This is a genomic window from Janthinobacterium sp. TND4EL3 (genome assembly GCF_900156175.1).
Classification (GTDB): domain Bacteria; phylum Pseudomonadota; class Gammaproteobacteria; order Burkholderiales; family Burkholderiaceae_D; genus Janthinobacterium.
Map to the genome: position 1 here is coordinate 69,197 of NZ_FTMV01000001.1, position 14,234 is coordinate 83,430.

Here is a 14,234-nt window from a genome sequence, read left to right on the forward strand (position 1 = left end):
GATAGGAAAATTCCTAACAGCATTATCTGCCGCCTGTACCGCCCGGTACTGAAAAAGGAAATCATGAAGCCTCTCGGCATCAAAGCAAAAGTCGCGCTGGCAACCAGCCTGACCTCGATCGCCATGATCGCGCTGGTCACCATGATCCAGGTGCAGCACATGCGCGACGACTTCACCCGGGTACTGCTGAGCCAGCAGTCATCGCTGATCACCCGCACCGCCGCCGAACTCGACGACAAGCTGGCCATGCTGCTGCAGATCGTCACGCTGACGGCCAGGCAGCAGCCGCCGGAACTGATCGGCCAGCCCGCCCAGTTGCGCCAATACTATTCGCGCCGCTCGATGCTGGTGCTGTTCGACGACGTGCTGGTGCTCGACGCGCATGGCGCCGTCGTGGCCGACATGCCCGAAGTGGCGGGGCGCGCCGGCATCAATGTTGCCGAGCGCGAATACTTCCAGACCGTGCTGCGCACGCGCCAGCCCATGATCACCGAACCGATGCTGGGCAAATCGAGCGGCATGCCCATCGTGCAGATGGCGGCGCCCGTGCTGGCCGCCGACGGCCAGGTGGCCGGCGTGGTGATCGGTGTATTGCGCCTGTACAAGGACAACCTGCTGGGCCGTTTGCGCTCGGAAAAGATCGGCAAGAGCGGCTATTACTTCATCCTCACGCGCGGCGCCGAACCGCGCTACGTGCTGCACCCCGACACCAGCCGTTTGCTGCAACCGCGCAAGCCGAACGCCAACTTGACCACCACCCAGCTGCTGAAGGACGATGGCGAAGGCAGCATGGTCAGCACCAACAGCCGCGGCGTTACGGCCGTCAACAGTTTCAAGCGTCTGAAATCCGTAAACTGGCTGCTGGCCGCCTCGCTGCCCCTCGACGACGCCTTCGAACCGTTCGACGGCGTGCTATACCGGCTGGTGCTGTGGAGCACGCTCGCCTCGCTGCTGGCCGCAGCCGTGCTGGGCTGGGTCACCGTGCGCCTGCTGTCGCCCCTGGTGCGCCTGCGCGACACCCTGCAGGCGCTGCGTACCACCGGCAGCCGCTTCACGCCCGTGCCCGTGCAGCAGCGCGACGAGATCGGCGAACTGACGGAAGCGTTCAACGGCCTGATGAGCGAACGCGACCGCCTGCAGCAGGAGCTCGAAGCGCGCGCGGCGGAACTGGAACAGGAACGCGACCGGGCCGAGGCGGCCAACCGCGCGAAGAGCGATTTCGTGGCCAACATGAGCCATGAAATCCGCACGCCCCTCAACGCCGTGCTGGGCATGGTGTATCTGCTGGGAAATACCAAGCTCGATACGGAACAGCGCAAGTATCTGACCATGGTGCGCGTGGCGGGCCAGTCGCTGCTGGGCATACTCAACGACGTGCTCGACTATTCGAAGATCGAGGCGCGCCGCATGGAGCTGTCGCCCGTCGAATTCGATCTCGACGAGGTCATGAACACGCTGGCCACGACGATGACGATGAATGCGGGCGAAAAGGAGCTGGAACTGGCCATCGCCGTCGAGCCCGACGTGCCGCGCCGCCTCGTGGGCGACGCCCAGCGCCTGCAGCAGATTCTCGTCAACCTGGCCGGCAACGCCATCAAGTTCACGGAGCAAGGCGAAGTCGTGGTGGCCGTCAGCCTGGCCGACAGCCAGCCAGACCGCGCCTGGCTGCGCTTCGAAGTGCGCGATACGGGCATCGGCATGACGGAGTTGCAGCAACAGCAGCTGTTTGCCGCGTTTTCGCAGGGCGACCAGAGCATCACGCGGCGCTTCGGCGGCACGGGCCTGGGCCTGGCCATCAGCAAGCAGCTGATCCACATGATGGGCGGCGAGATCGCCGTCGCCAGCAGCGAAGGCAAGGGCAGCCGCTTCTGGTTCAGCGTGCCGTTCGACCTGCAGGCGCAGCCAGCCGAAACGCGGCGCACGCCGGCCCTGGGCCAGCTGCGCCTGCTGGTGGCCGACGACAACCGCACCACGCGCGAACTGATCGTCAAACTGATCGAGGCCTGGGGCTGGAATGCCGACGAAGTCGATTCCGGCTTTGCCGCCATCGAGCTGTACCGCGAGCGCCTGGCGCAGCAGCAGCCCTACGACGTGGTGCTGGCCGACTGGCACATGCCCGTGATGGACGGCCTGGCCACGGCCAAGGCCATCCGCCAGGCGGCCGCCGGCCAGCGCCAGCCCATCGTCGTGATGGTCAACGCCTTCGCCCGCAACCACCTGGAAGAAATTTCCAGCGCGGCCGAGGCCGACGTCGTGCTGATGAAGCCGATCACGGGTTCCAGCCTGTTCGACGCCCTGCACCAGGCGCTCATTACCAAGCACGACGGGGGCGAACAGCGCATCCTGCACCAGCCGTTGGGCACGGAACTGGCCGGCGTGCATTTCCTGCTGGTGGAAGACAATCATTTGAACCAGGCCGTGGCGCGCGGCATCCTCGAACACATGGGCGCCACGCTGGACGTGGTGGGCGACGGCTTGCAGGCCGTGGAACGGCTGCGCACGGAAGCGCTGCGCTACGATATCGTGCTGATGGACATGCAGATGCCCGTCATGGACGGTTTCAGCGCCACCCACATCATCCGCACGGAACTGCGCCTGACCCTGCCCGTGATCGCCATGACGGCCGGCGTGCTGGCGTCCGAGCGCGAGCGCTGCATGACGGCCGGCATCAGCGACTTCATCGCCAAGCCCGTGGTGGTGGAAGAGATGATGGCCGTCATCGCGCGCCATCTGCCCAAGCGGCCGCAGGTGCAGGCGGCAGGGCCGGCGCGCGTCGCCGATGAGGAGGTGTTTTCCATGGCGCCGCTGATGCGCGTGATGGGGCGCGACGCGAAGGGCCGCGGCGTGCTGCGGCGCATGGTGGAAGACGCGCTGAACAAGGGCATGACGCCCCTGCGCGACGCCGAAACGGCCTTGCAGGCGGGCCGCCACAGCGACGTGGCGCGCATCCTGCACAGCGTGCGCGGCTCCGTGGGGACCCTGGGCACGAAGCGCCTGATCCGCGCCGCCTTCGCCACCGAGGAAGCCATCGACGGCGGCCGCCTGGACGAAGTGCCGGCCCTGCTGGCGCAGGCGGCGCAGGAGCTGGAGCAGGCGCTGGCGGCGGCGGCGGACTGGTTGTCGCGCTTAAAAGATTAATTTATGCGGGTACGCCCAGAATCACGCTGGACGCTTTAAATATTGCCGTCACCTTGCTGCCGATCTCAATGCCCAGCTCGGTGCTGCTCTGGTTCGTGATAATGGCGGCGATGGTCCCGCCACGGGGCAAATCCAGCACCACTTCCGTGTTCACGGCACCCGTCTGCACGCGCGTCACCACCCCGGACAATTGATTGCGCGCCGAAAAGCGCGCGCCGGCGCTGTCGGCCACGAGGATGATGGACGAGGCCTTGATCAGCGCAAACGCTTCCGCGCCCGGCGCCAGGCCCAGGCTGGCGCTGCTGCCCTGCGTGACGATGGCCACGATATGCTGTCCGCCCGGCAATTCCAGCGTGACTTCGTCGTTGACGGCGCCTTGTTTCAGTTCGGCAACTTTGCCGAGGAATTGATTGCGTGCCGTGGTTTTCATGGCCATTCTCCGTATGAGTAAAAGATCGTCGGCGATGCCTTCCGCCTGGCTGCCCAGCTGGCGCAGGTAGCGGGCATGCTCGCGCTCGATGATGCGGAAATTGTCGACCAGCTGGCGCCCCCGTGGCGTCAGCCGCGTGCCGCCGCCGCCCTTGCCGCCCGTCAGGCGCTCCACCAGCGGCTCGCCGGCCAGGTTGTTCATCGCGTCGATGGCGTCCCAGGCCGCCTTGTAGCTCATCTTGACGAGCTTGGCCGCCTGCGTGATGGAGCCGCACTCGGCGATGGCGCCCAGCAATTCCACCCTGCCGGCGCCACCCAGATGCTCTCCGCCCACCGTCATCCATACCGAGCCTTGCAGGCCGATTTCCGCTGCCGCTGATTTATCCAATGCGTTCACCCAATGCCTTATTTTCTGCCATGCTATCAATTTGTCCGTCGCGCAAGTACAGCACATGTTCGCCCAGGATGCGCGCATCTTCCGGATCATGTGTGATCAGGATCATGGGCACGTCCAGGCGCTGCTGCCACTGGCTCAGTTCCAGCCGCATTTTGACACGCAGGGCCGGATCGAGGGCGGCAAACGGCTCGTCGAGCAGCAGCGCGGCCGGCTCAGCCACGAGCGCCCTCGCCAGCGCCACCCTTTGGCGCTGGCCTCCGGACAACTCGTCGGGGAACTGGTGCGCCAGTTCCTGCAAGTGGAAGGCATCGAGCCAATGCTCGACCTTCTGCAATTTTTCGCGCGCGCGCGGGTTGAACCAGCCGCGGCTCAGCCCGAAGCCCACGTTCTGGCGCACCGTCAGGTGCGGGAACAGGGCGTAATCCTGGAACAGGTAGGCGACATTGCGCTGCTGCGGCGGCAAGTTGATGCCGGCGGCAGAATCGAACAGGGTGCGTCCGTTCAGGCGGATATGGCCCGCCTCCGGTGTAAACAGTCCGGCGATGGCTTTCAGGGTCATGCTCTTGCCGGCCCCGGAGGGGCCATACACGGCGATGCGCTGGCTGCTGGACGTGCATTGCACGTGCATGTCGAAGCGGCGTTTGCCAGAGCGCAAGGTGGCGCGGATGTCGAGGTCGAGTTGCATGGGTGTCATTTGTGTACGATGCGCCCGGGCGCCAGGCGGCCGGCGGCCAGCAGCACGGCGATGCAGACGAGCGAAGTGATCAGCACCAGCATGTTGGCGGCGTCATCCTGGCCCGCCTGCACGGCTTCATACACGGCTACCGACAGGGTCTGCGTCTTGCCCGGAATGCTGCCGGCCACCATCAGGGTGGCGCCGAACTCACCGAGCGCGCGCACAAAGCCCAGCAGCACGCCGGCCAGGATGCCGCGCCAGGCCAGCGGTAACGTGACGCGAAAGAAGATCGCCAGCTCCGAGATGCCCAGCACGCGGGCCGCCTGCTCCAGCTGGCCGTCGACGGCTTCGAAGGCGGCGCGCGCGGGCTTGAAGACGAGGGGAAAGGCGACCACCGTGGAAGCAATGACGGCGCCCTGCCACGTAAAGATCAGGTTGATGCCGAAGTTGTCCTGCAGCCAGATGCCCAGGGGGCCGCGCCGGCCCAATAACACCAGCAGGTAATAGCCGAGCACGGTGGGCGGCATCACCATCGGCAGGGTCAGCAGGGCATCGAGCAAGTTACGCCCAGGAAAGCGGGCGCGCGCCAGCAGATAGCCCGTGCCTATGCCGAGCAGCAAATTGAGCGCCGTGGCCCACGCCGCCACTTTCAGCGACAGGGCCAGCGCGGTCCAGGCGATATCCATGCGGGTGCGGTAGCGTCAGGGTTTCTTGAAGCCGTACTTGGCCAGGATGGCTTGCGCCGGCGCCGTCTGCAGGTAGCTGACGAAACGTTTCGCTTCCGCGTGGTTGGCGCTGTCCTTGATGGTGGCGATCGGATACAGCACGGGCGCGTCGAGCGGCACTTCGAGCACCACGTTCACTTTATCCTTCATGATGGCCGCGTCCGTGCCATACACGAAGCCCGCATCGACTTCGCCGCGCGCCACGTAATCGAGCGACTGGCGCACGTTCTGCGTGCTGATGGCCTTGGGCTGCACGGCATCCCACAATTTCGCCTTCTTCAGCGCGCCTTCCGAATAGCGGCCGACGGGCACGCTGGCCGGGTTGGCGATAGCCACGCGGGTCACGCCCTTGTGCGTCAGGTCGGCCAAAGCTTTGATGCCCAGCTTGCTATCGTGCGGCACGATCAGCACCAGGCTGTTGCCGACGAAGTCCATGCGGTCGGCCGGCAGCACCAGACCCTGCTTTTGCGCCGCATCCATGGTTTCCTGGTCCGCCGAGGCAAACACGTCGACGGGCGCGCCCTTGACGATCTGCTGCAGCAGCACGCCCGAAGCGGCAAAGTTCAGGGACACCTTGCTGCCCGGATACTGCGCCTCATAGCTTTGCGCCGCATCCTTGAACGCGTTCGTCAGGCTGGCCGCGGCCGACACCACCACTTCGCCGGCAAGGGCGGAGGTGGCGGCGGTAGCGAGCAGGGCGGTGCCGAGGAACTTGGCGAGGGAGGTGAGGCGCATGGTCGTATCCTTAAAGAGAAGAGAACAAGGCCCGTAATATACACCGATATATAACGTTCTGCCATGCATCTGGTCAAGCCTGCGCAAGGCGGATTCCCTGATATACTGTATATAAACACAGTATATCGAGGCAAGCCATGGAATTGACGGACAAGCTGGAAATCCTCGCCGATGCGGCGAAGTACGATGCGTCCTGCGCCAGCAGCGGCGCGCCCAAACGCGATTCCATCGGCAAGGATGGCTTTGGCGCCACCACGGGCATGGGCATTTGCCACAGCTACACGCCGGACGGGCGCTGCGTCTCGCTGCTGAAGATCCTGCTGACGAATTACTGCCTGTACGATTGCCAGTACTGCGTCAACCGCCGCAGCTCGAACGTGCCGCGCGCGCGCTTTACGGTGGCCGAAGTGGTCAAGCTGACGGCCGACTTTTACCTGCGCAACTACATCGACGGCCTGTTCCTCAGCTCCGGCATCATCCGCTCGGCCGACTACACGATGGAGCAGCTGGTGCAGGTGGCGCGCGAGTTGCGCGAGGTCCATCAGTTCCGCGGCTACATCCACCTGAAAACCATCCCCGACGCCGATCCGGCCCTGATCGCGCAGGCGGGCCGCTATGCCGACCGCCTCAGCGTCAACATCGAACTGCCGACCCAGGACAGCGTGCAGAAACTGGCGCCGGAAAAGAGCGTGCACACGATCAAGCTGGCCATGGGTGCCATCCGCCGCAAGCTCGACGAAAAGGCGGAAGAACCGCGCTCGCCCCGCTTCGCGCCGGCCGGGCAAAGCACGCAGATGATCGTCGGCGCCGACGCCAGCGATGACCAGCAGATCCTCGCCACGGCCGAAACCCTGTACGGCAGCTACAAGCTCAAGCGCGTGTACTACTCGGCCTTCAGCCCCATCCCCGACAGCCCGAAAAGCGTGCCGCTGGCGCCGCCGCCCATGCTGCGCGAACACCGGCTGTACCAGGCCGATTTCTTGCTGCGCAGCTATGGTTTCCAGGCCAACGAACTGCTGCCCGCCAGCGGCGGCAACCTGGCGCTCGACATCGATCCGAAACTGGCGTGGGCGCTGGCGCACCGCGAACATTTTCCGCTGGACTTGAACCGCGCGGCGCAGCACTTGATCGCGCGCGTGCCCGGCATCGGCCTGCGCAACGCGCAGCGCATCGTCGACCTGCGCCGCCTGCGGCAGGTGCGCTACGCCGACCTGTCGCGCCTGCGCTGCAGCATGAAGAAAATCGCCCCCTTCGTCATCACGGCCGACTACTTTCCCGCGCGCGACACCACGGCATCGGAACACCTGCGCCGCGCCATGGCGGAGGCGCCGCAGCAAATGCATCTGTGGCCGGAGCTGCAGGCGGCATGAACGCCGTCGTCCGGCTGGCGCAGTCCTTCGACGAGTGGCGCGCGGCGGCACGCGAATTGATCGCGCTCAAGGTGCCGCCCGCTAACGTCGCCTGGCTCGCGCAGCCAGACGGCGGCGACCTGTTTTCCTCCCCGCCAGAGGCGACCGCTACCGATGCCCCCATGCTGCGCCTGCCCCGCCAGCTGGTGGAACTGCTGCAGGCCGCCGCCTGTTTCAGCGCCCCGGATCGCTGGGCCTTTTTGTACCAGGTGCTCTGGCGCTGGCAGCTGGGCCAGCACGACGTGGTGTCCCCGGCCGACGCGGACGGCGCGCGCCTGCACGCCATGGTCAAGGCCGTGCACCGCGAGGAGCACGACATGCATGCGTATGTGCGCTTCCGCGAACGCGACGAGGCGCAAGGGGCACCGCGTTTTGTCGCCTGGTACGAACCCGTGCACGAGGTGCTGCCGCAAGTGGCGCGCCACTTCGCGCGCCGCATGGGCTCCATCAGCTGGATGATCGCCACGCCCGGCGCCAGCATGCTGTGGGACGGCGCCACCTTGCACGCGGGACCGGCCCTGCTGCGTGGCGCGGCCGACATCGACGATGCGGGCGAAGCGCTGTGGCTGACGTATTACCGCAGCATCTTCAATCCCGCGCGCGTGAATGCCGACTTGCTGCATAGCCACATCCCCGCGCGCTTCTGGAAAAATTTACCCGAAGGTGCCATCGTGCCCGCCATGCTGAGCGGTGCGGCCAACGGCGAGCGCCGCACGGGCCAGACGGCCAGCGTGGGACAGCGCCAGGGCGCCGCCATGATCCAGATCAAGTCCGAGCGGGCCCAGCCCGCGCGCGCGACTGCCACGACGCTGGACCAGTGCCGCCGCTGCGAGTTATGGAAGAGCGCCACCCAGGCCGTGCCCGGCATCGGCCCGCACACCGCCCGCATCATGCTGGTTGGCGAGCAGCCGGGCGACCAGGAAGACCTGGCCGGACTGCCCTTCGTCGGCCCGGCCGGTGCGCTGCTGGACCAGGCCATGCAGGAAGCGGGCATGGCGCGCGACAGCATCTATCTGACCAATGCCGTCAAGCATTTCAAGTGGGAACCGCGCGGCAAGCGCCGCCTGCACAAGACGCCTGCGCAGCGCGAAATCCTCGCCTGTCATGGCTGGCTGGAAGAAGAGATCGAACGTGGCAAACCACAGGTAATCGTGGCGCTGGGCAGCACGGCATTGAAAGCCGTGCTGCAGGATGGCGCGGCCAGCATGACGCCGCTGATCGGCACGCCCATCGAACACGACGGGCGCTGGGTGGTGACCGTGTATCACCCGTCATATGTGCTGCGCGCACGGGACGAAGAGAGCCGGCGCCAGGCGTATGCGGCAATAGTCGATGGTTTGCGGCAGGCGCTGCGGCTACTGCAGGAGCCGCATCACGGCGTCGCCGCCGGCACTTCCTGCGCCTCGTCGCGCCGCGCATAGCGCTGCGCAAGCACGGCGCAGATCATCAGCTGAATCTGGTGGAACAGCATCAGCGGCAAAATCACCATGCCCAGCGAGTGCGTGGCAAACAAGACCTTGGCCATCGGTACGCCGCTGGCCAGGCTTTTCTTCGAGCCGCAAAAGACGATGGCGATTTCGTCTTCCTTGTTAAAGCCCAGGCGGCGGCTGATGAAGGTCATCAAGCCCAGGACCAGCGCCAGCAGCAAGATGCTGAACACGCCCAGCGCCACCAGCGTTTCCACGGAAATCGTGTGCCACAGGCCTTCGCTGACGGCTTCGCTGAAGGCGGTGTAGACCACCAGCAAAATGGAACCCTGGTCGACGAATTTCAGCATGGCCTTGTGGCGGTCGACCCAGCGGCCTATCCAGCGGCGCAGGAACTGGCCGGCCAGGAAGGGCAGCAGCAATTGCATGACAATCGACAATACCGCGTCGACCGACGACTTGCTTTCCGCGCCCTTGGCCACCAGCAAGCCCACGAGGATGGGCGCAAGGAAAATGCCGATGAAATTCGAGGCCGAGGCGCTGCAGATGGCGGCCGGTACGTTGCCGCGCGCCATGGCCGTCAGGGCAATCGACGATTGCACGGTGGATGGCAGGGCGCACAGGAACAAAATGCCCACGTACAGATCGGGCGTGAGGAAGGTCAGCGCCAGCGGACGCAGGGCCAGGCCCAGCAGGGGGAACAAAATAAAGGTGCTGGCCAGCACCAGCAAATGCAGGCGCCAGTGCATGACGCCGGCCACCACGGCTTCGCGCGACAACTTGGCGCCGTGCAGGAAGAACAGGGCGCCGATGGCAACCGTGGTGATATGGCCGAAGACGACGGCCGTCTGGCCCGTGCAGGGCAGGAAGCTGGCCAGCGCCACGGTGACGAGCAGGGCGATGGTGAAATTGTCGGGTTTCAGATTGCGCAACAGGGTGGCGGGAGAGAAAGAAGACATGCGGTAGCCTGGTAGCGGCCCAGCCTTGCAACACTGCGCCATGGATGACAAAAAGCGCCGGAAACGGCGCCAGTGCTGGCTATTCTAACCCTATTGCCCAGCTACTTGCCTGAAAACATGGCTTGCCAACAACAAGCGCATGGGCAAAAAAAATGCCCTGTCCGCAGACAGGGCAACCCGGAGTAAAGTACAGCGCGAGGGCGTTACCGCGAGGGGGTTAGCCGGCGGCTTTGACTTTCAGCTCGTTCTTGATTTCTTTCACGCCACTCACGGAAGCGACGATCTGCACGACGCGGTCACCCGCTTCGGCGCTCGGCACGTCGCCCGACAGGACGACCACGCCTTGCTTGGTTGCCACCTTGACTGGCAGGGCGGCGGCTTGCGCATCGGCGCTCAGGGCGGCCTTGGCCGAGGAAGTGATGGTTTCATCAGGGACGGCGGCGGCGGCGTTGGCGGCCACGACGGTGTCAGCAGGAGCTTGTGCTTTTGGGGCGGAGTCAGCTGCATGCGAAGCGGTGATCGAGGCGCCCGACAGTACGATAGCGGCAACCAGGGTATTGAACAGTTTCGATGTTTGCATGGTAGTTCCTCTCAATGAAGTTAAAAGCTTCTTACTTAGATAAAGCAACACTTTGAAGCGTCACACCTACCCATACAGCAAGCACCGTGCCAGCTTTTAATTTCCCTTCAAAATCAACCACTTATATTCACACGCGATTTTTCCAGCCCGTTTCGGCCGGATCCGGCCCGAAAAACGGGGCCTTTTGTCGCCAGACAGCGACAAGGTATGGCAACAATATCAATGTTTTAAGATAAGTCGTTGATTATGAATACTTTATTTTTGTCGCTATTCAGCGACAGGGTCGCCGTCGGCCCGGAACAGGGCCGGCGTCAGCTCGTATTTCTGCAATAAGCGGTAGAACTCCGTGCGGTTGCGGTCGGCCAGGCGGGCCGCGTCGGCCACGTTGCCATCCGTCAGGCGCAGCAGCTGGATCAGGTAGTCGCGCTCGAAGCGCTGCTTCGCTTCGTTGTAGCTGAGCGCTTCGAGCGACGGCACGCGCAGGGCGCGCTGCACCAGCGACAAGGGCACGAGCGGCGCCGTGGCCAGCGCGCACACCTGCTCGACGACGTTGACCAGCTGGCGCACGTTGCCGGGCCATGGCGCCGCCACCAGCGCCGTGAGGGCATCGGGGGCGAAACCGTTCAGGGTTTTTTGGTACTTGGCCGCCAGTTTCTGCAGGAAATGGTTGGCCAGCAGGGCAATGTCTTCGCGGCGCTCGGCCAGCGGCGGCAGGGTCAGGGTCACCACGTTGAGGCGGTAATACAGGTCTTCGCGGAATTGCCCTTCCCCCATGGCCACATCGAGGTCGCGGTGCGTGGCCGACAGCAGGCGCACGTCCACCGGGCGCGTCTGGTCGGCGCCCACGGGGCGCACGGCCCGCTCCTGCAGCACGCGCAGCAATTTCACCTGCAGCGGCAGCGGCATGTCGCCGATCTCATCCAGAAACAGGGTGCCGCCGTCGGCCGCCTGGAACAAACCTTCGCGGTTGCCGACGGCGCCCGTAAACGCCCCTTTGACGTGGCCGAACAGTTCCGATTCCAGCAGCTGCTCGGGAATGGCGCCGCAATTGACGGCGATGAACGGCGCCTTGGCGCGGCGGCTGGCGTTGTGCAGGGCGCGCGCCAGCAATTCCTTGCCCGTGCCGCTGGGGCCGCGGATCAGGATGCTGGCGTCGGAGCCGGCCACCAGCCTGGCTTCGGCCAGCAGCTCGGCCATCTGCGCGCTGCGGCTGATCAGTTCGGCACGCCAGCTCTCGTCGCCGGATGCTTGCGCCGGCATGACGGTGGACAGGTTGACGGCGTACGCCACCTTTTCCATGAGCAACTTGCCATCGAACGGCTTCGTCAGGTAGGCAAAGGCGCCGCGCGCCGTCGCGTCGACGGCGTCGGGTATGGTGCCGTGCGCCGTCAGCAAAATGACGGGCAGGGCCGCGTGCTGGCGGCGGATTTCATCGAACAGGGCCAGGCCGTCGCGCCCCGGCAATTGCACGTCGGTAATGACCAGGGCCGGCAATTCCACGGCCAGACGCGCCAGCGCCGCTTCCGCGCTGCCCACGGCCGTCACGCGATAGTTGCCCGCCTTCAGGCGGATGGTCAGCAAACGCAGCAGGTCGGGATCGTCGTCGACCAATAGAATGTGGGCGTGCTCGCTCATTTCGCCGCTCCCGCGGCAGGGCGCACGGACAGGCTGCGCTCGATGTTTTTCAGCGCTTCCAGTTTTTCATTGAGCAAGTCGTTGCGGCGCTGGGCGTCGCGCAGCTGGGTGTTGAGCTTGTCGATGCTGTCTTCCTGGCGGCGCAGTTCCGCGTACTGGCCGACGAGCAATTGCGCCAGCGGCGCCAGCAATTGCGCGTCCTTGCCCGTGGCCGTGGCCAGCGGTTCCAGCAAGGCTTGCGCGCGGGCCAGGTCGCCCGGCGCGCGCACGCTGGCGTGCAGCATGGCGCGACGGATGACGTTCTGCGGCGCCGTATCGGCCTTGGCCAGGTCCAGCTGGGCTTTCGCCAGTTCCGACGGCGTCATCAGGCGCAAGGCGTTCTGGTACGCCAGCAGTTCGGTCAGCTGGGGATCGGCCACCACCACCACGCGGGGCGGCGTCTGCACCAGCACGGGCGTCTGTTTGGCGGGCTTGCTGGCGCAAGCGCCCAACAGCAGCGCACAGGCGGCCATGGCGGCCACGGAAATTCTCGTCATCATAAGGGCAGTTCTATCCGAAAATGCGCGCCAGCCTGGCGCGGTAAAAGAGTGACGCTGCCATCGTGGGCGGCGATGTATTCGCGCACGATGGACAGGCCGATGCCATTGCCATTGCGCGCGCCGCTTGCCTGGCGCACTCCCTGGTAAAACGGTTCAAAAATGCGCGCGGCGTCCTCGGGCGCCACGCCGGCCCCCTCGTCGATGCAATCGATGCGCACGCGACCGCCTTCGCAAGCCAGGCTGAAGCGCACGGTGCCGCCTTCCGGGCTGAAGCGCACGGCATTCGACAGCAGGTTCGCCAGGGCCGTGGCCAGCTTGTCGCGGTCGGCCTGCACGATCAGGGACGCGCCCTGCACCTCGACCTCCAGGCGGCGCGCCTGCCACTGCAAGCGCTGGCCCGCCACCACATCTTGCAGCAGAACCAGCAGGTCGACCTTGCTGTGCGCCAGATGCTGGGCGTCAAAGGCGGCGGTATTGTAGCGCAGCAAGTCTTCGATCTGGTTTTGCAGGGACGCCGTGTTTTGCTGCAGGATGCCGGCGATTTCGCGCTGGCCCTCGCTGAGCTTGCCGGCCACTTCGTCTTCCAGCAGGGCCACGCCTTCGCGCAGGGCCGCCAGCGGTGTTTTTAACTCATGCGAGATGTGGCGCAAGAAGCGCTCCTTGTCGGCATCGAGATCGGCCAGGCGCTGGCGCAGCCAGTCCAGCTGCTGGCCCAGGCGGCGCGTGTCGGCCGGGCCGCCGACGACGATGGGCTGGTCATAGCGCTTGTCGCCGAGGCGCTCGATGGCCGTCTTGATGCGGCGCAAGGGACGCGACAATAAAAAGCCGAAGCAGGTGGCCAGCACGGCCGCCAGCAGCACGGCGCCGATGACCAGCGCGCTGAGCAGGCGGCGCTGGCGCTCCAGCTCCACCAGCAGCGCATCGTTGCGACTGCCGATGGCCGTCTTGCTCTCGCGCGCCAGGCTGTCATTGATCTGCGTCATGCGCGCAAACGCCCGATACACGACGGCGTGGCCGTCCCGCTTGCGGCGTTTTCCGGCTTGCAAGACTTCCCATGCCGCTTGCGCCTGCGCCGTCCACTCGTCGGCCAGCTGGGGTGCGAAATGGGGCGTGGCGCGGTTCAGCATTTGCAGCGCCGCCGTCGCTTCGTCGCGCGCGGCCGCATAGCGCTCGCGAAACACGGGGTCGTCCAGCACGAGGAACTGGCGCGCGCTGCGTTCCATGGCCAGGGTGCGCTCGGACAGGCGCTGCGACTGTTCCGTGAGGGTAATCGCCTGCGCCGCCGTCTCGCGCCCCAGCCGCGCCAGGTGTTCCAGGGTCAGCAAGGCTTGCACGGACGTGGCCGTCAAAATACCCGCCGTCAAGATGAAGGCGGCGAACAATAATTGGCGAAAGGAAAGTCTGGACAAGATGCGGCCTTCGCTACGGTCTGATGAAAAAACGCATGGTACGCGAAGCGCCGATTCGCGGACGCCACCTATCCGAAAATGGCAAATTCAACAACACTGTGGCTTTTCCGGCCGCCGGCAAGGCCACGTCGGCGGCGCATGAATACTCCTAGTACAATAGGGAAAAATTCACACAG

At 65.3% G+C, this 14,234-nt stretch carries 12 protein-coding genes; 3 read left to right on the forward strand and 9 right to left on the reverse strand.

Features of this window, described 5'->3' with window-relative positions; genetic code table 11:
• Positions 1-63 precede the first annotated feature (63 nt).
• Positions 64-3,138: a response regulator gene (locus tag BXA07_RS00330; RefSeq protein WP_076564653.1), complete on the forward strand. Its 3,075-nt coding sequence runs from the start codon at positions 64-66 to the stop codon at positions 3,136-3,138.
• A 1-nt stretch (position 3,139) separates the two neighbouring features.
• On the opposite strand, the gene BXA07_RS00335 is transcribed toward BXA07_RS00330, so the two are convergent.
• Genes BXA07_RS00335 through modA form a run of 4 tightly spaced genes read right to left on the reverse strand, consistent with a single transcriptional unit; the run spans position 3,140 to position 6,100 of the window.
• Positions 3,140-3,907, reverse strand: coding sequence for a TOBE domain-containing protein (locus BXA07_RS00335; RefSeq protein WP_076564655.1), 768 nt, complete (start codon positions 3,905-3,907; stop codon positions 3,140-3,142).
• A gap of 40 nt (positions 3,908-3,947) precedes the next feature.
• Positions 3,948-4,649 (reverse strand): sulfate/molybdate ABC transporter ATP-binding protein, encoded by a 702-nt coding sequence (locus BXA07_RS00340; RefSeq protein ID WP_076564657.1) that lies wholly within the window; start codon positions 4,647-4,649, stop codon positions 3,948-3,950.
• Between the two features lie 5 nt (positions 4,650-4,654).
• Positions 4,655-5,326 carry a molybdate ABC transporter permease subunit gene (gene modB / locus BXA07_RS00345; protein ID WP_076564659.1) on the reverse strand — a complete coding sequence of 224 codons (672 nt, stop codon included), beginning with the start codon at positions 5,324-5,326 and terminating at the stop codon, positions 4,655-4,657.
• A 15-nt stretch (positions 5,327-5,341) separates the two neighbouring features.
• The gene (gene modA / locus BXA07_RS00350; protein ID WP_076564661.1) at positions 5,342-6,100 is read right to left on the reverse strand and encodes a molybdate ABC transporter substrate-binding protein; all 759 of its coding nucleotides are present in this window, start codon (positions 6,098-6,100) and stop codon (positions 5,342-5,344) included.
• A gap of 137 nt (positions 6,101-6,237) precedes the next feature.
• Here modA and BXA07_RS00355 point away from each other — a divergent pair, with 137 nt between their 5' ends.
• Together BXA07_RS00355 and BXA07_RS00360 are read left to right on the forward strand one after the other, a co-directional pair.
• Positions 6,238-7,470, forward strand: coding sequence for a putative DNA modification/repair radical SAM protein (locus tag BXA07_RS00355; protein WP_076564663.1), 1,233 nt, complete (start codon positions 6,238-6,240; stop codon positions 7,468-7,470).
• Positions 7,467-8,930, forward strand: coding sequence for a UdgX family uracil-DNA binding protein (locus BXA07_RS00360; RefSeq protein ID WP_076564665.1), 1,464 nt, complete (start codon positions 7,467-7,469; stop codon positions 8,928-8,930). The genes BXA07_RS00355 and BXA07_RS00360 overlap by 4 nt, the downstream gene beginning before the upstream one ends.
• On the opposite strand, the gene BXA07_RS00365 is transcribed toward BXA07_RS00360, so the two are convergent.
• The 5 genes from BXA07_RS00365 to BXA07_RS00385 all read right to left on the reverse strand — a co-directional run bounded on the left by BXA07_RS00365 (position 8,882) and on the right by BXA07_RS00385 (position 14,058).
• Positions 8,882-9,895 (reverse strand): bile acid:sodium symporter family protein, encoded by a 1,014-nt coding sequence (locus BXA07_RS00365; RefSeq protein ID WP_076564667.1) that lies wholly within the window; start codon positions 9,893-9,895, stop codon positions 8,882-8,884. The two genes, BXA07_RS00360 and BXA07_RS00365, sit on opposite strands and share 49 nt — an antisense overlap.
• A 217-nt stretch (positions 9,896-10,112) precedes the next feature.
• On the reverse strand, positions 10,113-10,475 hold the full coding sequence (locus BXA07_RS00370; RefSeq protein WP_076564669.1) for a BON domain-containing protein: 363 nt from the start codon (positions 10,473-10,475) through the stop codon (positions 10,113-10,115).
• A 267-nt stretch (positions 10,476-10,742) separates the two neighbouring features.
• Positions 10,743-12,110 (reverse strand): sigma 54-interacting transcriptional regulator, encoded by a 1,368-nt coding sequence (locus tag BXA07_RS00375; RefSeq protein ID WP_076564671.1) that lies wholly within the window; start codon positions 12,108-12,110, stop codon positions 10,743-10,745.
• A complete protein-coding gene (locus tag BXA07_RS00380) occupies positions 12,107-12,649 on the reverse strand; it encodes a hypothetical protein (protein ID WP_076564673.1) in 543 nt (180 codons plus the stop codon). The genes BXA07_RS00375 and BXA07_RS00380 overlap by 4 nt, the downstream gene beginning before the upstream one ends.
• On the reverse strand, positions 12,646-14,058 hold the full coding sequence (locus BXA07_RS00385; RefSeq protein ID WP_083707974.1) for a HAMP domain-containing sensor histidine kinase: 1,413 nt from the start codon (positions 14,056-14,058) through the stop codon (positions 12,646-12,648). The genes BXA07_RS00380 and BXA07_RS00385 overlap by 4 nt, the downstream gene beginning before the upstream one ends.
• Positions 14,059-14,234: the final 176 nt, after the last annotated feature.

Excerpts from the sequence above, each read along its gene's own strand:
- BXA07_RS00335 (WP_076564655.1), bottom strand. The coding sequence starts at position 3,907 with ATGACGGTGGGCGGAGAGCATCTGGGTGGCGCCGGCAGGGTGGAATTG.
- modB (WP_076564659.1), bottom strand. The coding sequence starts at position 5,326 with ATGGATATCGCCTGGACCGCGCTGGCCCTGTCGCTGAAAGTGGCGGCG.
- BXA07_RS00370 (WP_076564669.1), bottom strand. The coding sequence starts at position 10,475 with ATGCAAACATCGAAACTGTTCAATACCCTGGTTGCCGCTATCGTACTG.
- BXA07_RS00365 (WP_076564667.1), bottom strand. The coding sequence starts at position 9,895 with ATGTCTTCTTTCTCTCCCGCCACCCTGTTGCGCAATCTGAAACCCGAC.
- BXA07_RS00360 (WP_076564665.1), top strand. The coding sequence starts at position 7,467 with ATGAACGCCGTCGTCCGGCTGGCGCAGTCCTTCGACGAGTGGCGCGCG.
- BXA07_RS00355 (WP_076564663.1), top strand. The coding sequence starts at position 6,238 with ATGGAATTGACGGACAAGCTGGAAATCCTCGCCGATGCGGCGAAGTAC.
- BXA07_RS00340 (WP_076564657.1), bottom strand. The coding sequence starts at position 4,649 with ATGCAACTCGACCTCGACATCCGCGCCACCTTGCGCTCTGGCAAACGC.
- BXA07_RS00380 (WP_076564673.1), bottom strand. The coding sequence starts at position 12,649 with ATGATGACGAGAATTTCCGTGGCCGCCATGGCCGCCTGTGCGCTGCTG.
- BXA07_RS00330 (WP_076564653.1), top strand. The coding sequence starts at position 64 with ATGAAGCCTCTCGGCATCAAAGCAAAAGTCGCGCTGGCAACCAGCCTG.
- modA (WP_076564661.1), bottom strand. The coding sequence starts at position 6,100 with ATGCGCCTCACCTCCCTCGCCAAGTTCCTCGGCACCGCCCTGCTCGCT.
- BXA07_RS00375 (WP_076564671.1), bottom strand. The coding sequence starts at position 12,110 with ATGAGCGAGCACGCCCACATTCTATTGGTCGACGACGATCCCGACCTG.